Source organism: Nonomuraea maritima (assembly GCF_900100395.1).
In the GTDB taxonomy this organism is placed as follows: Bacteria; Actinomycetota; Actinomycetes; order Streptosporangiales; family Streptosporangiaceae; genus Nonomuraea; species Nonomuraea maritima.
Genome location: NZ_FNFB01000008.1, coordinates 36,770 through 57,089, shown reverse-complemented (window position 1 = coordinate 57,089; position 20,320 = coordinate 36,770). Strand labels below are relative to the sequence as shown.

The following is a 20,320-nucleotide window of genomic DNA, read 5'->3' as shown; positions in this document are numbered from 1 at the left end:
ATCTCAGCTGAGCAGCGGGTCGATCGCCACGGCGAGGAACAGCAGCGCCAGGTAGGCGTTCGACCAGTGGAAGAAGCGCATCGGCCGCAGGTCGACCCCGGTCTTCCCGGCGTTCAGGCGGGCCAGCAGGCGGTGCACCTCCCACAGGCAGAACGCGCCCAGCACGGCGGCCACGGCCGGGTAGAACAGCGTCGTGCCTGCGACCGGCCACAGCGCCAGCGAGCACAGCACCGTCGCCCACGTGTAGGCGATCGACTCCAGGATGACCCGCCGTTCGGTGGCCACGACGGGCAGCATCGGCACCTCGGCCGCCGCGTAGTCCTCCTTGTAGCGCATGGCGAGCGTCCAGGTGTGCGGCGGCGTCCAGAAGAACACCACGCCGAACAGCACGAGCGGCGCCCAGTCGAGCCGGTCGGTGATGCCGGCCCAGCCGATCATCACCGGCATGCACCCCGCGATGCCGCCCCACACGATGTTCTGGGCGGTGCGCCGCTTGAGGATCATGGAGTAGACCAGCACGTAGAACAGGATCGCGGCGGTCGACAGCAGCGCGGCGAGCCCGTTGGTGGTGACCCACAGCCCAATGGTGGACAAAATTCCGAGCACGATACCGAAAACCAGCGCGCCGCGTGGCGAGACCTGGTGCCTGGCCAGCGGCCGGCGCCGGGTGCGGCGCATCTTCTGGTCGATGTCGCGGTCGACGTAGCAGTTGAGCGCGTTGGCACTGCCCGCAGAAAGGGTGCCGAACACCATGACCGCGAGGGACGTCCAGAGCGGCGGCAGACCGCCCGCCGCGAGGAACATCACCGGCAGCGTCGTGATCAGCAGCAGCTCGATGATCCGCGGCTTGGTGAGCGCGATGTAGGCCTTCACGACCGAGCCGATCGTGCGCGGTGACCCCTTCTGCGGTGAGGGGGCCGTCGCCTGCCTGTTGGTCAGCACCGTCAAGGCGCTTCCAGCCTGTGCGGAGTCAACGCGTAACCTCTGATTAGAGCGGATCCATGGGTGGGCGCCGTGACGCCTCTGTGAACAAACAAACTGTAGTCGCAGGGGCGGCCGGTCCGGCCAATGGGGGGCTGGCCGCCCACACGGCCACGCGGGGGTAGGAGGGGAATCTACGGCCGGCTCCACTCGGTTAAGGTCCCGTGTTTGGGATAGCCAACCGGTACATATCAATGACACCTAGACTCCGGAGATCGAGCACTTGAGCACCGAACTCGTGCCAGCCCTTGAATGGACCGACCTCGACAACAAGGCGGTCGATGTCGTTCGAGCCCTGGCAATGGACGCAGTGGAGAAAGCTGGTTCCGGTCACCCCGGCACCGCGATGAGCCTGGCTCCCGCCGCATACCTGCTCTTCCAGCGTGTGATGCGTCACGACCCGACGGATCCCAACTGGGCAGGGCGCGACCGGTTCGTGCTGTCATGCGGCCACAGCAGCCTGACCCTCTACATCCAGCTCTACCTGTCGGGCTACGGCCTGACGCTGGACGACCTGCGCCGGCTGCGCCAGTGGGACAGCCTCACGCCCGGCCACCCCGAGCACGGCCACACGGCCGGCGTCGAGACCACGACGGGGCCGCTCGGCCAGGGCCTCGGCAACGCGGTCGGCATGGCGATGGCGGCCCGCCGCGAGCGTGGCCTGTTCGACCCTGACGCCGAGCCCGGCGCCTCGCCGTTCGACCACCACATCTGGTGCATCGTCAGCGACGGCGACATCGAGGAGGGCATCAGCCACGAGGCCAGCGCCATCGCCGGCCACCAGAAGCTGGGCAACCTGGTCGTCATCTACGACGACAACCACATCTCCATCGAGGACGACACGCTGATCGCCAAGTCGGAGGACGTGGTCGCCCGCTACGAGGCCTACGGCTGGCACACCCAGAGCGTCGACTGGACCGCCACCGGCGAGTACGTCGAGGACGTCCAGGCGCTCTACGACGCGCTCATGGCGGCCAAGGCCGAGACCGACCGTCCGTCGTTCATCCGGCTGCGCACCATCATCGGCTGGCCCGCGCCCAACAAGAAGAACACCGGCAAGATCCACGGCAGCGCCCTGGGCGAGGCCGAGGTCGCGGCCACCAAGGAAGTTCTGGGCATGGACCCGGAGAAGACCTTCCACGTGCCCGACGAGCTGCTGAAGCAGGTTCGCGGCATCGCCCAGCGCGGCCGTACCGACCACGCCGAGTGGGAGAAGGGCTACTCGGAGTGGCGCCTGGCCAACCCCGAGCGCGCCGAGGAGTTCGACCGCATCTCGCACCGCGTGCTGCCCAACGGCTGGGCCAAGGCGCTGCCCGCGTTCGAGTACGGCGCGTCCGTGGCCACCCGCAAGGCCTCCGGTGAGGTGCTGAACTCCCTCGCGCCGGTGCTGCCCGAGCTGTGGGGCGGCTCCGCCGACCTGGCCGAGTCCAACAACACCACGATGAAGGGCGAGCCGTCCTTCATCCCGGACGAATACCAGACGAGGGAGTTCCCCGGCCACCGCTACGGCCGCACGCTCCACTTCGGCATCCGCGAGCACGCCATGGGCGCCATCCTCAACGGCATCGCCCTGCACGGCGGCACCCGTCCCTACGGTGGCACGTTCCTCGTGTTCTCCGACTACATGCGTCCCTCGGTGCGCCTGGCCGCGCTGATGAAGCTGCCGGTCACGTACGTGTGGACGCACGACTCCATCGGTCTCGGCGAGGACGGCCCGACCCACCAGCCGATCGAGCACCTGTGGGCGCTGCGCGCGATCCCCGGTCTCGACGTGGTCCGCCCGGCCGACGCCAACGAGACGGCCTACGCCTGGAAGGCCGTGCTGGAGCACACCGACCGGCCGGCCGCGCTGGCGCTGACCCGGCAGAACCTGCCCGTCTACGAGGGCACCAGCGCCGAGGGCGTGGCCCGCGGCGGCTACGTGCTGCGCGAGGCGTCCGACGGCCAGCCGCGGGTCATCCTCATGGCCACGGGCAGCGAGGTGCAGATCGCCGTCGAGGGCCGCGATCTGCTGGAGGCGCAGGGCATCCCGACGCGCGTGGTGTCGATGCCGTGTGTCGAGTGGTTCAACGGGCAGGACTCCGCGTACAGGCAGACGGTTCTGCCCTCGTCCATCCGCGCGCGGGTGGCGGTCGAGGCGGGCATCGCGCTCGGCTGGCACCAGTACGTCGGCGAGTGCGGCGAGGTGGTCAGCCTCGAGCACTTCGGCGCGTCCGCCCCGTACAAGACGCTGTACGAGCAGTTCGGGCTGACGGCGGAGCGCGTGGCGGCGGCAGCCAGGGCGAGCCTGGCCAAGCTGGGTCATGACAAGGGCGAGACGACGGGAAACTGAAGATGAGCGAGATCCTGAAGAAGCTGTCCGGCCAGGGCGTGGCCATCTGGCTCGACGACATCAGCCGTGAGCGCCTGCGCAGCGGCAACCTCGAACAGCTGATCCGTGAGAAGAACGTCGTCGGGGTCACGTCCAACCCGACGATCTTCGCCAACGCGCTCAGCAAGGGCGACGCCTACGACGCCCAGCTCCACGACCTCGCCGTACGCGGCGTCGACGTGGGCGAGGCGGTACGGGCCATCACCACCTACGACATCCGGTGGGCCGCCGACGTGCTGCGCCCGATCTACGACGCCACCGGCGGCGTGGACGGCCGCGTGTCGCTGGAGGTCGACCCGCGCCTGGCCCGCGAGAGCGAGAAGACCATCGCCGAGGCCCGTGCGCTGTGGTGGATGGTCGACCGGCCCAACCTCATGATCAAGATTCCGGCCACGGTCGAGGGTCTGCCCGCGATCACGCAGGCGCTGTCCGAGGGCATCAGCATCAACGTCACGCTGATCTTCTCCCTCGAGCGCTACCGCGCGGTCATGGACGCCTGGCTGGCCGGTCTCGAGGCCGCGCAGGCCAAGGGCATCAACCTGGCCACGATCGAGTCGGTGGCCTCGTTCTTCGTCAGCCGCGTCGACACCGAGATCGACAAGCGCCTCGACAAGCTGGGCAAGCCCGAGCTCAAGGGCAAGGCGGCCGTGGCCAACGCGCGCCTGGCGTACGCGGCCTTCGAGGACGTCATGAACTCCGAGCGCTGGCAGCGCCTGCGTTCTGCGGGCGCCCGCCCGCAGCGGCCGCTGTGGGCCTCGACCGGCGTGAAGAACCCCGAGTACTCCGACACCCTCTACGTCGACCAGCTCGTCGCCCCCGGCACCGTCAACACGATGCCGGAGAAGACGATCGACAGCACCGCCGACCACGCCAACGTCACCGGCGACACCGTGCGTCCGTTCTACGAGGACGCCTGGAACACCATGGCCGCGCTCAAGGACGCCGGCATCGACTACGACGACGTCGTGAAGGTGCTGGAGGACGAGGGCGTGGAGAAGTTCGAGGCGTCCTGGATCGAACTTCTCGAGAGCGTGACCAAGAACCTGGTTCCGTGATGGATGTCACCTACCGCGAGGAGGAGGTGGCCTCCGCCGCCTCCTCCGTCGCGGGGCGTCTCGTCGCCGACGGCGTGCCCCAGCGGCTCGCCGCCGGTGACCCCACGCTGTGGGTCTGGGACGCCGACGCGGAGACGCCGTCCGGCCACCGCCGGCCGGCGCCCCTCCGCGCCTCCCGCGAGCTCCTGCCCGAGCTGGGCAGGCTCGCGGAGCGGGCCCGCGCCGCAGGACTGACGAACGTCGTCCTCGCCGGGGCGGGCGACTCGGCGACGGCCGCCGAGGTCATCTGCGACACCGACGACGTGCCGCTCACCCTGCTCGACACCACCGACCCCGGCCAGGTGCTCCGCGCCCTGGCCGGGGGGCTGGACCACACGCTCGTGGTGGTGGCGAGCGAGAGCGGCGCCACCCTGGAGACCGACTGCCTGCTGCGGGTCTTCGAGCGGGCCTTCGCCGACGCCGGCATCGACCCCGCAGGGCGCTTCGTGGTCGTCACCGCCCCCGGCTCCCCGCTGGAGGAGCGGGCCCTCGACGCCGGGCACGACGTCGTCGCGGTCCGTCCCCAGCCGGGCGGGCGGCACGCGGCGCTGTCGGCGTACGCGCTGGTGCCCGCCGCGCTGGCGGGCGCCGACGTGGCGCGGCTGCTCGACGACGCCGAGGAGGTGCTGCCGCTGCTGTCGCTCGACACCGGCAACCCCGGCCTCGACCTCGGCGCCGCACTCGGCGGCGCGGCGCTGGCCGGGCGCGACAAGCTGATCCTCGACGACCAGCTCACGGCGATCAACGGGCTGTCCGGTTGGATCGAGCAGCTCGTCGCCGCGTCCACCGGCAAGGACTGCCGGGGCGTCCTGCCCGTGGTGGCCGCCGACCCCAACGGCACCGGTGACGAGCTCGTCGTCGCCATCGAGTCCGACCTCGGCGACGTGCGCGTGGACGGCCCGCTCGGCGCGCAGTTCCTCGTGTGGGAATACGCGACCGCCATGGCGGCGCTGCTGCTGGAGGTGGCGCCGTCGGCCCGACCCGCCGTGGCGGAGTCGGCCGAGAACACCGCGGCGCTGCTGAGCCTGCCCGACCTGCCGACCGGCGCCCCCGCGTTCGTCGACGGGCCGGTGGAGGCGTACGGCGCGGTGGGGTCCCACGACCTGCCCGGGCTGTTCGCCGACCTGCTGCACGCGATCCCCGCCGACGGATACCTCGCGATCACGGCCTACCTCGACCGGCTGGCCGCGTTCGACGCCCCCGTGCCCGACGGTGCCGACTTCGAGCAGATGACGGACGCCTGGATGATGGCCGACGCGCATACCCTGCGGACGCTGCTCGCGCTGCGCACCGACCGTCCGGTGACCTTCGGGTGGGGGCCCGGGGCGCTGCACGGGAGCGGCCAGTACCACAAGGACGGGCCGCAGAACGGCGTGTTCCTGCAGATCACGGGGGCAGTAGGTGAGGACGTCGGGGTGCCCGGGCGGCCGTACACGCTGGGGCGGGTGCAGCTCGCCCAGGCGCTCGGCGACCTTGTGGCGCTCGAGAAGCGCGGGCGTCCCGCCGTACGCCTGCATTTGACCGACCGCGCGGCGGGAGTCGCGCGCCTGCTCGCAGCCGCACAGGAGGCTTGAGATGACTGACCCGGCAGCACCCGCGGAGGAGGCCGCCACTGTGGCGGCGGCCGTCGCGGGGACCGCCACCACGCTTGAGGTGGAAGCCGCGAACCCGTTGCGCGACCCGCGCGACAAGCGGCTGCCCCGGGTGGCGGGGCCATGCGTGATGGTGTTGTTCGGCGTGACGGGGGACCTGGCCAAGCGCAAGCTGCTGCCGGCGATCTACGACCTCGGCAACCGGGGGCTGCTGCCGCCCGGCTTCTCGCTGGTCGGCTTCGCCAGGCGCGATTGGAAGGACCAGGATTTCGCCAAGCTGACGCACGACGCCGTCAAGGCCCATGCCCGGACGCCCTTCCGTGAAGAGGTCTGGAAGCAGATCTGCGAGGGCATCCATTTCGTCCCTGGCGAGTTCTCCGACGACGGGGCGTTCGACGCGCTGGCGATGGCGTTGAGCGAGATCGACGAGACCCGGGGCACGGGCGGAAACTACGCTTTCTACCTTTCCGTGCCGCCGAAGTTCTTCCCCAAGGTGGTGAACCAGCTCAAGCGCACGGGGCTCGCCGACGCGCCCGAGGGCTCGTGGCGGCGCGTGGTCATCGAGAAGCCGTTCGGGCACGACCTGCAGTCGGCCCACGAGCTGAACGAGATCACCACCTCGGCCTTCCCGGAGAGCTCGATCTTCAGAATCGACCATTACCTGGGCAAGGAGACCGTCCAGAACATCATGGCGCTGAGGTTCGCCAACAACCTCTACGAGCCGATCTGGAACCGCGGCTTCGTCGACCACGTGCAGATCACGATGGCCGAGGACATCGGCATCGGCGGCCGGGCCGGCTACTACGACGGCATCGGCGCCGCCCGCGACGTGATCCAGAACCACCTGCTGCAGCTCCTCGCCCTCGTCGCGATGGAGGACCCGACCTCGTTCGAGGCCTCCGCGCTGCGCCGCGAGAAGGAGAAGGTGCTGCAGGCCGTGCGGCTGCCGGACAACCTGGCGCTCAACACGGCCCGCGGCCAGTACGCGGCCGGCTGGCAGGGCGGCGAGAAGGTCGTCGGCTACCTGCAGGAGGACGGCATCTCGCGCGAGTCCACCACCGAGACGTACGCGGCCATCAAGCTCGAGATCGCCAACCGGCGGTGGGCCGGGGTGCCGTTCTACCTGCGCACCGGCAAGCGCCTGGGGCGCCGCGTCACCGAGGTGGCCGTGGTGTTCCAGCGGGCGCCGCACCTGCCCTTCAGCAAGGACGACACCGAGATCCTCGGCCAGAACGCGCTCGTCGTGCGCGTCCAGCCGGACGAGGGCGTCACCGTGCGGTTCGGCTCGAAGGTGCCGGGCACGGCGATGGAGGTGCGCGACGTGTCCATGGACTTCGCCTACGGCGAGTCGTTCCTTGAGTCGTCGCCGGAGGCGTACGAGCGGCTGCTGCTCGACGTCATGATCGGTGACCCACCGCTCTTCCCGCACCAGCGGGAGGTCGAGCTGTCGTGGAAGATCCTCGACCCGATCGAGCAGTTCTGGACCACGCAGCGACAGCCGGAACCGTACGAGTCCGGGTCGTGGGGGCCGCCCTCCGCCGACGCCATGATGGCCCGCGACGGCCGCGTCTGGAGGAGGCTCTAGATGACCACCTTCATGTTGTCCGACACGACGGCCGGCAAGATCTCGGCCCAGCTCACGCACCTGCGCCACCAGATGGGCGCGCCGGCCGTCGGCATGGTGCTGACCCTCGTCGTGATGTGCGAGGAGCGCCACCAGTACGACGCGCTGCGCGCCGCCACCGAGGCGGCCCGCGAGCATCCCTCGCGCATCATCGTGGTGATCAACCGCGAGGTGGAGGAGCCCATCAGGCTCGACGCCGAGCTGCGCATCGGCGAGTCGACGCCGGGCGAGGTCGTGGTCCTGCGCCTGTACGGCGAGCTGACCCGGCACGCCGACTCCGTCGTCAGCCCGCTGCTGCTGCCTGACACGCCCGTGGTGGTGTGGTGGCCGGGCAAGGCGCCCGAGGCGCCGTCCAAGGATCCCGTGGGGGCGCTCGCGCAGCGGCGCATCACCGACGCGAGGGGCTTCGACAACGTCGGCATCCAGTCGCTGGTGACCCGCGCCAAGGGGTACGCCCGCGGCGACACCGACCTGGCCTGGGCCCGGCTGACGCCGTGGCGCAGTCTGCTGGCCGCCGCGTTCGACCAGCCGGTGGGCAAGGTGCACGAGGGCGTCGTGGAGGCCGTCGCCGGCAACCCGAGCGCGCCGCTGCTCGCGGCCTGGCTGTCGGAGCGGCTCGGGGCCCCGGTCCGGGTGTCCGACTCGCCCGGTCCCGGCCTGACGGCCGTGCGGCTGAAGCTCGAGGACGGCGAGCTGTCGGTGTCCCGGGAGGACGCCCGGCTGGCGACGCTCTCGCGCCCCGGCCAGCCTGACCGGAACGTCGCGCTCGCGCGGCGGCACACCTCGGAGCTGCTGGCCGAGGAGCTGCGCAGGCTCGACCCCGACGAGATCTACGAGAGCGCCGTCAAGCGATTCGCCAGGTCCTACAAGGGATGAACGTGACCACTCCCCATATCGTCGTACATCGTGACGCCGGCGTCCTGGCTCAGGCCGTCGCCGCGCGGATCATCACCCGGCTGGTCGACGTGCAGGCGGCCACCGGCACGGCCTCCATCGTGCTGACGGGTGGCACGGTCGGCATCGCGACGCTCGCGGCCATCGCGGCGAGCCCCGCGCGCGACGCCGTCGACTGGCGGCACCTGGACATCTGGTGGGGCGACGAGCGTTTCGTCCCCACCGGAGACCCGGAACGCAACGAGACCGGCGCCCGTGAGGCCCTGCTCGACCACGTGGACGTCGACCCTGAGCGGGTGCACGTCATGCGCGGCCCCGACTCGGGCCTGTCGGCCGAGGAGTCCGCCGACGCCTATGCCGCCGAGCTGCTCAAGGCGGCCCGGCCGGAGGATCACGGGCCGGTGCCGCAGTTCGACGTGATGCTGCTCGGCATGGGTCCCGACGCGCACGTGGCGTCGCTGTTCCCGGGCCTGCCCGCGCTCTACGACACCCGTTCTGTGGTGGCCGTGCACGGCTCGCCCAAGCCTCCGCCCACGCGCATCTCGCTGACGCTGCCCACCATCCAGGCGGCGCGCGAGGTGTGGGTGGTGGCCGCCGGTGAGGAGAAGGCGTCCGCGGTGCGGCTCGCGCTGTCCGACTCGGGCCCCGTCCAGGTGCCCGCGGCCGGGGCGCGCGGCCGGAGCCGCACGCTGTTCCTGCTCGACCGTGCCGCCGCCGGCAAGATCCCCTCGGAACTGGGCCGCATCGCGTCCCCGTGACGTCACGGCCCGGCGGCTCATCGGGCGAGTGCGATCTCCGCCAGGAGGGAGTCCTTCCGCTCCTGCGGTAGGTACGACGCCCGTACGCCGTTCGCCGCCAGCTGGGCCAACTGCTCGCGGCCGAGCCTCAGGTGCTCGGCCGCGACGCGGTACTCCCCCGCCAGGGTCGTCGCGAACATCGGCGGGTCGTCGCTGTTGAGAGTGACGAACAGGCCCTCCTCCAGCATGCGCGGCAGCGGGTGGTCCTCGATGCGGGCGATCTGGCCGGTGCACACGTTCGAGGTGGGGCACACGTCGAGGGGAAGCTGGGTCTCCCGCAGGTAGGCCACCAGCCGGGGGTCGGACAGGCAGGCGATGCCGTGGCCGATGCGCTCGGCGCCGTACTCCTCGATGACCTCCCACATCGTCTCGGGGCCGGTCATCTCGCCGGCGTGCGGGACGCTGTGCAGGCCGGCCGCGCGGGCCGCCGCGAACGCCGATCGGAACGCGTCCCGATATTTCGTACGTTCCTGTTCGATGCCTCCGATGCCGAAACCTACCAATGTGGCGGGAGGTTCTTCCAGAGCGTGGTCCAGCGTCACCTTCGCGGCCTCCTCGCCGTACTCGCCGGGAATGTCGAAGATGTACGCCATCTCCACCCCGTGCTCCTCCAGCGAACGGCGGGCGGCCAGGTCGAGGGCCTCGGTCACCTCGCGCGCGGGCATGCCCACGATGTGGTGCGCGTACGGCGTGACCTGCAGCTCCACGTACCGGGCGCCCTGCGGGGCGAGGTCACGGGCCAGGCCGAGCACCAGTGTCGCCACATCCTCGGGCTCGCGTACGAGCGCGTTGACCGCCCTGTACACCCGGGCGAAGTGCGGGAAGTCGCGGAAGGTGTAGAAGCGGCGCAGCTCCTCCTCCGTGGCCGGCACCCCGCTGCCCGGGTGGCGCCGCGCCAGTTCGAGCACGGTGGCGATCGAGGCCGAGCCGACCAGGTGGACGTGCAGTTCGACCTTGGGCAGGGACGCGATGAAGGTATCGAGGTCTGTGGTCATGGCGACGACCATAAAGCCGGTATTTCGCAGAAAGACAGACTTTCGGCTCGAATCTCACATCAGAATGTCAACTTGACGGCGTTCCGCTAGGCTGAGGCGCGTGACCAACGCCGAAGCGTACGACCGCGGCTTCGCCTGCCTCACCGCCCACACGGTCGCCCCCCTGCTCGCCCCCGCCTGCGAGATCCGCGCCCGGCGCCTGCTCGACGCCGGCTGCGGCACCGGCGTCGTCACCGCGGCGGCGCTCGCCCTCGGCGCGGAGGTCACCGCCGTCGACGCCGACCCCGCCATGCTCGAACTCACCGCCCGCCGCCACCCGTACGCCACCATCCGGCAGGCGACGCTGCCCGAGCTGCCGTTCGAGGACGGCGGGTTCGACGCCGTGGCCGGCAACTTCGTCATCAACCACGTGCCCGACACCATCGGGACGCTGCGCGCGTTCCGGCGCGTGCTGCGTCCCGGCGGCTCGCTCGCGCTGACCTGGTGGAAGCCCGGCGACCTGACGGCCACCGACGTGTTCGCCGAGGCCATCGCCGCCGCCGGCGTCCCCTACGACCCGGCGCCGCGGCCGTTCGCCGCCCACGACACGCCTGCCCGCTTCACCGTGCTGCTGGCCGAGGCGGGGTTCACCGACGTGGCCGTCGACACGGTCAGGTGGCGTCACCAGGTCGACCCCGCCGCCTGGTGGACCGACGTCGTCGAGACCGGCGGCCCCAGGCTCGGCCGAGCGCTCGCCACCCTGCCTCCCGAGGCGGCCGACCGCGTCAGGGCCCACTATGTGCGCCTGGCCGCGCCGTACGTGCCGGAGGGGTTTCCCGGTCTGCGCCTACCTGGCGTACGCCACCCGCGCCGACCTGACCGGCTAGTACTCCAGCCCGGTTCCGCGATCCGTCCAGACCGACCTCATCAGCCGATCCACCCGGCTGTCCGCACACTCAGGGAGTACAAGCTCGGCCGGTAGGCGCCCGTTGAGGGTCACTCGCCGGAGGCGGCCTGTTCCCGCTTACGGGCGCGGTGGGCGCGCAGGTTCACGGCGTTGCCGCAGTACCGTACGTCGCGCCGGACGCCGCTGTTGTTGCGTGAACGGTCGTAGAACGCACACGGGCAGCGCTCGTTGCGGCATATCTTCAGTCGCCGCCGCTGGTCCGTCTGCTGGGCCTGGAGGCACTCGATCAGCACGAGCGATGCGACCCTCCGCCATCCGGTACCCGAAGGTTCTGCGACGACGGTGCCACGGTCGTCGACCCGCATCGAGACGGACAGCGCGGGAAGGGCGGCCAGTACCTGCGCGGACACGGCCTCGGCGCCGTCGCTCTGATCGGAGAGCAGCCTGTGGAGAGCCCATCTCAGATCCCGCAGCGCCTCGCAGTCGCTGGAGAAGGCTTCCGAGGCGCAGCGCCTCCTGGCCGAGGACGGCCCCTTCGGCCGCATCCTGCTCGCTCTGTGACCCGGCGCGACGGGCACGTCGGCAGTCCGGACATGTCCGCACCCTGCGCGACCAGGTCGAGCAGGACTCCGTCGCCGCCGTAGTGCTCGTTCAGCCGGTTCATCTGAACCCGATGGCCGTACCCGTTCCCGGTCGGGCCCGACGCAAGATCGCGAAACCGGACTGGCGTACTAGCGGTCGAGGCGCCGACGGGCCTGCCGTTCCTCGCGGCGCGCCACGTCGAGCCGCTGGGCGACCTCGGCGAGTTTCCCGCGCGCCTTGTCCAGCTTCCGCTCCAGCCGCGCGACCTTCTCGGCGCGCTCGTCGTGCTCGCGTTGAGCCGCCTCCAGCGCCTCCAGCCATTCACGGTGCGCGGCCTCCGCCTCCGCGCGGGCTTTCGCTTTCCTGCCCTCCTCGCGCCGCCGCGCCTCGTCCTCCCCGCCGCCCGCCGCGCCGCTCTCCCTCGGCTTCCGAGCGGGACGTTCTCGCGGTACGGGGGCCGGGGCGAAGCCGCTGTAGTGCAGAGGCTTGACCAGGCGGCCACGGCGGACCTCCGCGGCCGCCTCCGCGTCCACGACGGCGGCGTCGAGGGTTTGGTCCACCTCCGTGCCGGCCGCGGGCGACACGTCACCGCCCCTCCGGGCCAGCCGGCCCACCCGGGCGGTGACCTCGCTGCGGAGCTGGGCCAGTTCGGCCAGCCGAGCGGCGTCCTGCTCCTCCCATGCCGCGCGCAGCCGTCGCCCCACGTCGATGAGTTCGGCGAGGTCGCCGGGGTGCTCGCGGGCGAGGCGGTTCACCGCCCAGGCCGACACCGTGGGCTTGCGGAGCTTCGCGATCTCGCGGGAGAGCCGTACGTCACCGGCTTCCTTGGCCGCGCGGGCCTCGGCCGCGCGTGCGGCGGTGAACTCGGACGGCGGCAGCGCGTAGAGGCGGTCCGCCACCTCGTCAAGATCCACACAGGACAAATACCCCGCATCCGCGGGTTTGTAGCGCATAGTGGAGAGAGCCCCAGCTGAACGGAGGCCTCCCGTGTTCGAGCGCTTCACCGACCGCGCCCGCAGGGTCGTCGTCCTCGCCCAGGAGGAGGCGCGGACACTGCACCACGACTACATCGGCACCGAGCACATCCTGCTCGGCCTGCTCCGCGAGGGCGAAGGGCTGGCCGCCCTGGTGCTCGACGGCTGCGGGCTGGAGCTCGCCCGCATACGCGCGTTCGTCGAACGCGAGGTGGGCCGGGGCCAGAAGACCTCCGACGCGCACATCCCGTTCACCCCGCGGGCCAAGAAGGTGCTGGAGCTGTCGCTGCGCGAGGCACTGCAGCTGCGGCACGACTACATCGGCACCGAGCACATCCTGCTGGGTCTCATCCGGGAGGGCGAGGGCCTCGCGGCCCTGGCGATGACGAACGCGGGTGCGGATCTCGTCGACGTGCGCCAGCAGGTGCTCGACCGCGTGGGCCGCGGCTCCAAGGAGCGCCACAGCGAGATGTTCCACCTGGGGGCGGCACAGATCGGCGAGAGGCTCGCGCGGATCGAGGAGAGCCTCGAACGCATCGAACGCCACCTCGGCATCGCACGGGAGGAGCCGCCCGAGGCGGAGAACGCCTCGGAGAACGCCTAGGCCGACGCCATCGTCGCGACCGGCAGCCGCGCCTCCATGACCCCCGGGTCCTCGGTGTAGGCGAGCGTGGCGCCCAGCGACAGCAGCAGCCTGCGCATCCTCTGGTTGTCCGACAGCAGGGTCGCTCTGATCTCGGCGCAGCCCAGGTCGCGTGCCACGCCGACGAGCATCCGGGCCATCGCCACGCCCAGACCGCGCCCCTGCCAGCCGTCCTCGATGAGCAGGCCGATCTCCGCGACGCCCGGGTCGGGGGTGTAGAGCAGGTTCGCCATCGCGACGACCTGCCCGTCGTGCCCGGCCACCATCGAGTACCCCTTGCTCCGGTCGCACAGCCGGTCGAACGTGCGGGGCGGCAGCGCCGGCATGGCGGTGAAGTAGCGGAACCTGCGCGACTCCGGCGAGCACCTGTCGTGCAGGTCGCGCACGGCCTCGCGGTAGATGGAGGTGAGCGGGCGCACGGTGACCTTCGTGTCGTCGCGGAGCTTGACCTCGCGCTCGTTGCCCACCGGCTCGGACGCGGGCTGGGCGAGCCGGACGAACGAGGCAGCCCTGGCCGCCTCGGTCAGCGTGAAGGGCAGGCCGGAACGGCGCAGCCGCACCGCGCGCCGCGCGGCCACCGGCACGATCAGCAAGGTCGGGTCGGGGAGGTCGCTCACGGAGTCGCCGTAGATCCAACGGGCGTCGTCCGCGCGCAGCAGCTCGGCCAGCAGCTCCGGCAGCCGCCACGGCATCGCGCGCAGCCGGGACGCCAGCAGCAGCGCCCTGGTGGGCTCGTCGGTCAGCTCGTGCGCGGTGGCGGGGACGACCTGGACACGGCGGCCGCCCGCCGCCTCCAGGGCCTCGCGCACGGTCTCAGGAGTGGCGGGGATGTCGGCGACGAACTCGTCGACCGTGCCGTCGGGGTCGGACTGGACGCTCAGTCCGAGGATGTTGCCGCCTCTGTCGGCCAGGGCCGAGGCCAGCGAGGCCAGCCGGCCGGGCCGCTCGTCCACCGTGGTGCGGATGCGCAGGAAACCCATGGCAGAGAGCATGCAGGACAGCTGTTACACGACCGCTAACGAAGTGTTTCATCGCGTAGTTCATCACGAGATAGTTCGATTTATCCGTTAATACGGCGACATAGCACCACGCAGCGTCGCGCCCGAGCGCGCCCTCCGCTACGGCCGCCCACCGACACCTCATGGTGGCGGGCACGCGAAGATGGACCGATCGAGAAAGGAAGACCCTCATGAACATCCTCTTCCGAGGGGGCCGTGTCTTCACCCCGAAGGGGGTCCTGGCCGAGTCCGTGCTGGTGAGAGACGGTGTGATCACCGCCGTGGGCCCGGAGGGGGATCTCGCGCGAGAGTCCCACGAGACGGTCGACCTCGACGGGGGCCTGCTCGTCCCCGGGTTCACGGACGCGCACGTCCACCCCGTACAGGCCGGCCTCGAACGCGCGAAGTGCGATTTGTCCGAGGTTTTCGGCCTGGATGCCTATAGAGAAAAGATCGCAGACTACGCCGCGAGAAACCCCGATAAAGAGTGGATCGACGGCGGCGGCTGGGACATGTCGGCGTTCCCCGGCGGGCTCCCCCACCGCGAACAGCTCGACTTCCTCGACCGCCCGGTCTACCTGATCCAGCGCGACCACCACGCCGCCTGGGTCAACACCCGCGCGCTCGAACGAGCCGGCATCACGGCGGACACCCCCGACCCCGCCGACGGCCGCATCGAGCGCGACGGGACCGGCACCCCGACCGGGGTCCTGCACGAGGGCGCGATGGACCTGGTCGGCCTGCTCACCCCACGCCCGACCGCGCAGGACCTCGACGACGCCCTGGAGGACGCCCAGCGGCACCTGTTCTCGCTCGGCATCACCGGCTGGCAGGACGCCATCGTGGGCTCCTACGCCGGCTCGGACGACCAGTTGCCCACCTACGTGGCCGCGGCCCGCTCGGGGCGGCTGCGGGCGCGCGTCGTGGGCGCCCTGTGGTGGGACCGTACGCGCGGCCTGGAGCAGCTCGACGACCTGGTGGCCCGCCGGTCCTCCGCCGAGGGCCTCGACCGTTTCCGCGCCTCCTCGGTCAAGATCATGCAGGACGGCATCACCGAGAACTTCACCGCGGCCACGCTGGAGCCGTACTGCCTGTGCGGGGGCACGGGGCTGTCGTACATCGACCCCGGCAAGCTGAAGGAGTACGTCGGCGCGCTCGACCGGCACGGCTTTCAGGTGCACTTCCACGCCATCGGCGAACGAGCCGTCCGCGAGGCCCTCGACAGCCTGGAGGGCACCGATCCGACCAACCGGCACCACGTCGCTCACCTGCAGATCATCGAGCCGTCCGACGTGCCGCGCTTCGCCGCGCTCGGCGTCACGGCCAACCTGCAGCCGCTGTGGGCCACCCACCACGCCCAGATGGACGAGCTGACCCTGCCCTACCTCGGCGAGCCGCGCTCGTCGTGGCAGTACCCGTTCAAGGACCTGCTCGACCACGGCACCCGCTTCTGTGCCGGCAGCGACTGGCCGGTCTCCGACGCCGACCCGCTGCAGGGCATCCACGTCGCCGTCAACCGCACCGAGCCGGGCGGGTCGGTGCACGCCGGCTACCCGACCGCGCAGACGCCGTTCCTGCCTGGCCAGCGCATCGGTCTGGTCGACGCCCTCACCGCGTACACGGCCGGATCAGCCTGGATCAACGACTCACCGGCCGGCGTGATCGAGCCGGGCCGCCCGGCCGACCTGGTCGTGCTCGACCGTGACCCGTTCGACCTGCCGCCCGCCGACATCTGGACGACCCGCGTACGGATGACGTTCGTGGACGGCTCGCCGGTGTACGAGCGCAGCTGACGGAAAAGGCGAAGGGGCCCCGGGCGGGAGATGCCCGGGGCCCCTTCGTCGTCGCGTTCCTACCAGTTCCTACCAGGGGGACTTGTTGTTGCGCAGGCGCTCCAGCGCCTCCTCCAGGATCGCCTTGCCGTCCTTGTCGCTCCGGCGCTCCTTCACGTAGGCCAGGTGCGTCTTGTACGGCTCGTTCTTCGGCGGGGCTGGCGGCGCAGTCTCGTCCTGTCCGGCCGGAAGGCCGCAACGGGGGCAGTCCCACGTCTCGGGGATCGCCGCGTCGCTGGCGAAACTGGGGCGCGTCTCGTGCATGTTGGCGCACCAGAACGAGACCCGCACTCTCGGAGCCGCCTCGCCACGCTCGGCCTCCCCCATAGGGCCGGCGCCGACGCGGCTGCCACGGATCGCGTTGCCACTACCCACGGATGAACTCCTCGCTCGATCGCCCCGTGTGCGGACACGGGGGGAGAATCACTGTCACGCGTTTTGAGTTGTTGCTCAGGGCCTCACGAGGAGGCCGAGAGCGATGATGCAGACGAACCAGACCACGCCGGTGATGACCGTGAGACGGTCGAGATTGCGCTCCACCACCGAGGAACCGCCGAAGTTCGACGAGAAGCCGCCACCGAACATGTCGGACAGGCCACCGCCCTTGCCCTTGTGGAGCAGGACGAGCAGGATCATGAGAAGGCTCGCCAGGATGAGGGCGATGGAGATTCCGATAACCACGGTATGCCTGTTCCTTCAGTGCTCTGGTACGCGTGACGATTCAAACTTGCTTTTAGAGGGTACGGCCTGTTGTCAAACCGCACCCCCCGAACGACTCAGTCAGCCTGGCATATCGGAGAAACGGCAGATCTTCGTGAACTCTCCGGCGTCGATGCTGGCACCGCCCACGAGCGCGCCGTCGACATCGGGTTGAGCCATGATTCCCGCGATGTTGCCTGACTTGACCGAGCCACCGTAAAGGATACGGATCCCAGAGGCCACTTCGGAGTCGTAGAGCTCCGCGAGTCTCGTGCGCAGAGCCCCGCAGACTTCCTGGGCGTCCTCTGGGGTGGCCACCTGTCCGGTGCCGATCGCCCACACCGGTTCGTAGGCCACCACTATCGATTTTGCCTGCTCGGGCGCGACTTTGCGCAGCGCCCCGTCGAGTTGGCCGAGAGTGTACGCGATCTGTCCGCCCTCTTGCCGCACCTCGAGGCCCTCCCCGACGCACACGATCGGCGTGAGCGAGTGGCGCAGGGCGGCCAGCGCCTTGGCGTTGACGACCTCGTCGTTCTCGGCGTGGTACTGGCGGCGCTCGGAATGGCCGACGGTCACGTACGTGCAGCCGAGCTTGGCCAGCATCGCGCCCGAGATCTCTCCCGTGTAGGCGCCCGCGTCGTGCTGCGAGAGGTCCTGCGCGCCGTAGACGATCCTGAGCTTGTCGCCCTGCACCAGGGTCTGGACGCTGCGCAGGTCGGTGAACGGCGGCAGGACGGCGATCTCGACCTTGTCGAAGTCCTTGTCGTTGAGCGCGAAGGCCAGCTTCTGGACCAGCGCGATGGCCTCGAGGTGGTTGAGGTTCATCTTCCAGTTGCCGGCCATGAGCGGCTTGCGCGTGCTCATCGGCCGCTCAGCGGCTGCTCGTCGGATACGCACCGTGTCAACTCAGTCCTCCAGCGCGGCGAGTCCGGGAAGGGTCTTGCCCTCAAGGTATTCCAGACTGGCGCCGCCACCCGTGGAAATGTGCGAGAAGCCGTCCTCGGGGAGTCCGAGCCTGCGTACGGCCGCCGCGGAGTCGCCGCCGCCGACCACGGTGAAGGCCTCGCCGCTGCCGGTCCTGGCGATCAGGGCCTCGGCCACCGCGCGGGTGCCGCCGGAGAACGCGTCGAACTCGAACACGCCCATCGGGCCGTTCCAGAAGACCGTACGGGCGTCGGCCAGCTTGGTGGCGAACAGCTCGCGCGTCCTCGGGCCGATGTCGAGGCCCTCCCGGTCTTGCGGGATGGCGGTGGCGTCGACCACGTCGTGCGGGGCGTCGGCGCCGAACTCCGTCGCGGCGAGCACGTCGACGGGCAGCACCAGGTCGACGCCGCGCCGCCCGGCCTCGTCGAGGAAGCCGCGCACCTGGTCGATCTGGTCCTCCTGGAGGAGCGAGCGGCCCACCTCGTAGCCCTGCGCCTTGAGGAAGGTGTAGGCCATGCCGCCGCCGATCAGCAGCCGGTCGACCTTGGTCAGCAGGTTGGCGATGACGCCGAGCTTGTCGGAGACCTTGGCGCCGCCGAGCACGACCACGTACGGCCGGTCGGTGTCCTCGGTCAGGCGCCTGAGCACCCCGACCTCCGCCTCGACCAGCCCGCCGGCGGCGTGCGGCAGCAGCCGCGGCACGTCGTAGACGCTGGCGTGCTTGCGGTGGACCGCGCCGAAGCCGTCGCCCACGTAGAGGTCGGCCAGCGCCGCCAGCCGCTCGGCGAACGCGCCGCGCTCGGCGTCGTCCTTGGACTCCTCGCCCGGCTCGTAGCGGAGGTTCTCGAGAAGGGCGACCTGGCCGTCCTGGAGGGCCTTGACCGTCTCCTGCGCCGACTCGCCGACCACGTCGGCGGCGAAGGCGACGTCCTGGCCGAGCAGCTCGGCGAGCCGCCCGGCGACGGGGCGCAGCGAGTACTTCGGGTTGACCTGGCCCTTCGGCCTGCCCAGGTGGGCGCAGACCACGACCCTGGCCCCGCGCTCCACGAGGGTCTTGATCGTCGGGACCGACGCCCTGATGCGGCCGTCGTCGGTGATCGTCTCTCCGTCGATGGGGACGTTCAGGTCGGCGCGCACGAGCACGCGCTGTCCCTTCACGTCGAGATCGTCGAGCGTGCGCATGCTCATGCTCCCGTTGCTCCGTTCATGGCCTCACTCCGTGAGGTGGCACCCTGACCTGGCGCCGTGGCATGGCGCTGTTTCATGGCGCCGTGACATGGACGAGGCGGCCGCGTTGCGCGGCCGCCGTGGCCGGAGCGCGCCCGCAGCGCACCCCGGGGGTGTGTGGACCTCGGTGTCCGGGGTCGCGGGTCAGAGATCGCGGCCGACCAGCTCGATGAGGTCGGCGAGACGGTTGGAGTAGCCCCACTCGTTGTCGTACCAGCCGACGACCTTGACCTGGTTGCCGATCACCTTGGTCAGGCCGGCGTCGAAGATGCACGAGGCCGGGTCGGTGACGATGTCGGAGGAGACGATCGCGTCCTCGGTGTAGCTGAGGATGCCCTTGAGCGGGCCCTCGGCGGCGGCCTTGAGCGCGGCGTTGACCTCGTCGACGGTGACGTCGCGGCCGACCTCGACGGTGAGGTCGGTGGCCGACCCGGTGGGGATCGGCACGCGCATCGCGAAGCCGTCGAGCTTGCCCTTGAGCTCGGGCAGGACCAGGCCGATGGCCTTGGCGGCGCCGGTGGAGGTGGGCACCACGTTGAGCGCGGCGGCGCGGGCGCGGCGCAGGTCCTTGTGCGGGCCGTCCTGCAGGTTCTGGTCCTGCGTGTACGCGTGGATGGTGGTCATCAGACCCTTCTGGATGGTGAAGGAGTCGTGGATGACCTTGGCCATGGGCGCCAGGCAGTTGGTCGTGCAGGAGGCGTTGGAGATGATCGTGTGGCTGGACGGGTCGTAGGCGCTGTCGTTGACGCCCATGACGATGGTGACGTCCTCGTTCTTGGCCGGCGCCGAGATGATGACCTTCTTCGCGCCGTTGTCGGCGTGCACCTTGGCCTTGGTGGCGTCGGTGAACAGACCGGTCGACTCCACGACGACGTCGACGCCGAGGTCGCCCCAGGGCAGCTTGCCCGGGTCGCGCTCAGCGAAGACCTTGATCGCCTTGCCGTCCACGGTGATCTCGTCACTCGTGGCCTTCACCTCGTACGGCAGCCGGCCCAAGATGCTGTCGTACTTGAGCAGGTGCGCCAGGGTCGCGTTGTCGGTCAGGTCGTTGACCGCCACGATCTCGATGTCCTTGCCGCCGGCGGCGACAGCGCGCCAGAAGTTGCGACCGATGCGGCCGAAGCCGTTGACGCCTACGCGGATGCTCACGGGAACCGATCTCCTCGTCAGATGGCAGGGCTGATACCTCAACCCGAACCTTATCCGA

General features: G+C 70.5%; 19 protein-coding genes. 9 read left to right on the top strand and 10 right to left on the bottom strand.

All coding sequences use genetic code 11. The features are described 5' to 3' along the window. Positions 1 to 3 precede the first annotated feature (3 nt). The gene (locus BLR04_RS15910) at positions 4 to 948 is read right to left on the bottom strand and encodes a heme o synthase (protein WP_090764977.1); all 945 of its coding nucleotides are present in this window, start codon (positions 946 to 948) and stop codon (positions 4 to 6) included. A 271-nt stretch (positions 949 to 1,219) separates the two neighbouring features. On the opposite strand from BLR04_RS15910, the gene tkt reads away from it, so the two are divergent. The 6 genes from tkt to pgl are packed head-to-tail and all read left to right on the top strand — an operon-like array spanning position 1,220 to position 9,314. Continuing rightward, on the top strand, positions 1,220 to 3,313 hold the full coding sequence (gene tkt, locus BLR04_RS15905) for a transketolase (RefSeq protein ID WP_425413439.1): 2,094 nt from the start codon (positions 1,220 to 1,222) through the stop codon (positions 3,311 to 3,313). Positions 3,314 to 3,315: 2 nt separating this feature from the next. After that, positions 3,316 to 4,407: a transaldolase gene (gene tal, locus BLR04_RS15900; RefSeq protein WP_090764971.1), complete on the top strand. Its 1,092-nt coding sequence runs from the start codon at positions 3,316 to 3,318 to the stop codon at positions 4,405 to 4,407. Then, positions 4,407 to 6,020 carry a glucose-6-phosphate isomerase gene (locus BLR04_RS15895; RefSeq protein ID WP_090764968.1) on the top strand — a complete coding sequence of 538 codons (1,614 nt, stop codon included), beginning with the start codon at positions 4,407 to 4,409 and terminating at the stop codon, positions 6,018 to 6,020. The genes tal and BLR04_RS15895 overlap by 1 nt, the downstream gene beginning before the upstream one ends. Position 6,021: 1 nt before the next feature. Then, complete coding sequence (zwf, locus tag BLR04_RS15890) at positions 6,022 to 7,623, top strand: glucose-6-phosphate dehydrogenase (RefSeq protein ID WP_090764966.1); 1,602 nt, start codon at positions 6,022 to 6,024, stop codon at positions 7,621 to 7,623. Further along, the gene (locus BLR04_RS15885; RefSeq protein WP_090764963.1) at positions 7,624 to 8,538 is read left to right on the top strand and encodes a glucose-6-phosphate dehydrogenase assembly protein OpcA; all 915 of its coding nucleotides are present in this window, start codon (positions 7,624 to 7,626) and stop codon (positions 8,536 to 8,538) included. Between the two features lie 2 nt (positions 8,539 to 8,540). Continuing rightward, complete coding sequence (gene pgl, locus BLR04_RS15880; RefSeq protein WP_090765541.1) at positions 8,541 to 9,314, top strand: 6-phosphogluconolactonase; 774 nt, start codon at positions 8,541 to 8,543, stop codon at positions 9,312 to 9,314. A gap of 17 nt (positions 9,315 to 9,331) precedes the next feature. On the opposite strand, the gene add is transcribed toward pgl, so the two are convergent. Further along, positions 9,332 to 10,348: an adenosine deaminase gene (gene add / locus BLR04_RS15875; protein ID WP_245740282.1), complete on the bottom strand. Its 1,017-nt coding sequence runs from the start codon at positions 10,346 to 10,348 to the stop codon at positions 9,332 to 9,334. Positions 10,349 to 10,448: 100 nt separating this feature from the next. Here add and BLR04_RS15870 point away from each other — a divergent pair, with 100 nt between their 5' ends. Then, on the top strand, positions 10,449 to 11,309 hold the full coding sequence (locus BLR04_RS15870; protein WP_218128989.1) for a class I SAM-dependent methyltransferase: 861 nt from the start codon (positions 10,449 to 10,451) through the stop codon (positions 11,307 to 11,309). A gap of 14 nt (positions 11,310 to 11,323) precedes the next feature. Here BLR04_RS15870 and BLR04_RS15865 read toward each other — a convergent pair whose 3' ends face one another. Then, positions 11,324 to 11,644, bottom strand: coding sequence for a CGNR zinc finger domain-containing protein (locus BLR04_RS15865; protein WP_218128988.1), 321 nt, complete (start codon positions 11,642 to 11,644; stop codon positions 11,324 to 11,326). A 321-nt stretch (positions 11,645 to 11,965) separates the two neighbouring features. Then, complete coding sequence (locus BLR04_RS15860) at positions 11,966 to 12,730, bottom strand: hypothetical protein (RefSeq protein WP_218128986.1); 765 nt, start codon at positions 12,728 to 12,730, stop codon at positions 11,966 to 11,968. Positions 12,731 to 12,803: 73 nt separating this feature from the next. Between BLR04_RS15860 and BLR04_RS15855 the strand changes: the two genes are divergently transcribed. After that, entirely contained in the window at positions 12,804 to 13,394 is a 591-nt protein-coding gene (locus BLR04_RS15855) for a Clp protease N-terminal domain-containing protein (protein WP_090764950.1), read from the top strand. Here the strand turns inward: BLR04_RS15855 and BLR04_RS15850 are convergent. Next, positions 13,391 to 14,413: a GNAT family N-acetyltransferase gene (locus BLR04_RS15850; RefSeq protein ID WP_090765538.1), complete on the bottom strand. Its 1,023-nt coding sequence runs from the start codon at positions 14,411 to 14,413 to the stop codon at positions 13,391 to 13,393. The genes BLR04_RS15855 and BLR04_RS15850 overlap by 4 nt on opposite strands. Before the next feature lie 209 nt (positions 14,414 to 14,622). Between BLR04_RS15850 and BLR04_RS15845 the strand changes: the two genes are divergently transcribed. After that, complete coding sequence (locus BLR04_RS15845; RefSeq protein ID WP_090764947.1) at positions 14,623 to 16,224, top strand: amidohydrolase; 1,602 nt, start codon at positions 14,623 to 14,625, stop codon at positions 16,222 to 16,224. A 69-nt stretch (positions 16,225 to 16,293) separates the two neighbouring features. Here the strand turns inward: BLR04_RS15845 and BLR04_RS15840 are convergent, their stop codons facing one another. The 5 genes from BLR04_RS15840 to gap form a co-directional block, all read right to left on the bottom strand. Continuing rightward, positions 16,294 to 16,638, bottom strand: a complete 345-nt coding sequence (locus BLR04_RS15840) for an RNA polymerase-binding protein RbpA (RefSeq protein WP_090764945.1) — start codon at positions 16,636 to 16,638, stop codon at positions 16,294 to 16,296. Positions 16,639 to 16,713: 75 nt separating this feature from the next. Continuing rightward, the gene (secG, locus tag BLR04_RS15835; protein ID WP_090764942.1) at positions 16,714 to 16,944 is read right to left on the bottom strand and encodes a preprotein translocase subunit SecG; all 231 of its coding nucleotides are present in this window, start codon (positions 16,942 to 16,944) and stop codon (positions 16,714 to 16,716) included. 99 nt (positions 16,945 to 17,043) lie between these two features. Continuing rightward, a complete protein-coding gene (gene tpiA, locus BLR04_RS15830) occupies positions 17,044 to 17,826 on the bottom strand; it encodes a triose-phosphate isomerase (RefSeq protein WP_090764939.1) in 783 nt (260 codons plus the stop codon). 42 nt (positions 17,827 to 17,868) lie between these two features. Continuing rightward, positions 17,869 to 19,068: a phosphoglycerate kinase gene (locus BLR04_RS15825; protein WP_090765536.1), complete on the bottom strand. Its 1,200-nt coding sequence runs from the start codon at positions 19,066 to 19,068 to the stop codon at positions 17,869 to 17,871. A 189-nt stretch (positions 19,069 to 19,257) separates the two neighbouring features. Next, the gene (gene gap, locus BLR04_RS15820) at positions 19,258 to 20,262 is read right to left on the bottom strand and encodes a type I glyceraldehyde-3-phosphate dehydrogenase (protein ID WP_090764936.1); all 1,005 of its coding nucleotides are present in this window, start codon (positions 20,260 to 20,262) and stop codon (positions 19,258 to 19,260) included. Positions 20,263 to 20,320: the final 58 nt, after the last annotated feature.

Excerpts from the sequence above, each read along its gene's own strand:
- tal (WP_090764971.1), top strand. The coding sequence starts at position 3,316 with ATGAGCGAGATCCTGAAGAAGCTGTCCGGCCAGGGCGTGGCCATCTGG.
- BLR04_RS15895 (WP_090764968.1), top strand. The coding sequence starts at position 4,407 with ATGGATGTCACCTACCGCGAGGAGGAGGTGGCCTCCGCCGCCTCCTCC.
- zwf (WP_090764966.1), top strand. The coding sequence starts at position 6,022 with ATGACTGACCCGGCAGCACCCGCGGAGGAGGCCGCCACTGTGGCGGCG.
- BLR04_RS15885 (WP_090764963.1), top strand. The coding sequence starts at position 7,624 with ATGACCACCTTCATGTTGTCCGACACGACGGCCGGCAAGATCTCGGCC.
- add (WP_245740282.1), bottom strand. The coding sequence starts at position 10,348 with ATGACCACAGACCTCGATACCTTCATCGCGTCCCTGCCCAAGGTCGAA.
- BLR04_RS15850 (WP_090765538.1), bottom strand. The coding sequence starts at position 14,413 with ATGGGTTTCCTGCGCATCCGCACCACGGTGGACGAGCGGCCCGGCCGG.
- BLR04_RS15845 (WP_090764947.1), top strand. The coding sequence starts at position 14,623 with ATGAACATCCTCTTCCGAGGGGGCCGTGTCTTCACCCCGAAGGGGGTC.
- tpiA (WP_090764939.1), bottom strand. The coding sequence starts at position 17,826 with ATGAGCACGCGCAAGCCGCTCATGGCCGGCAACTGGAAGATGAACCTC.
- BLR04_RS15825 (WP_090765536.1), bottom strand. The coding sequence starts at position 19,068 with ATGCGCACGCTCGACGATCTCGACGTGAAGGGACAGCGCGTGCTCGTG.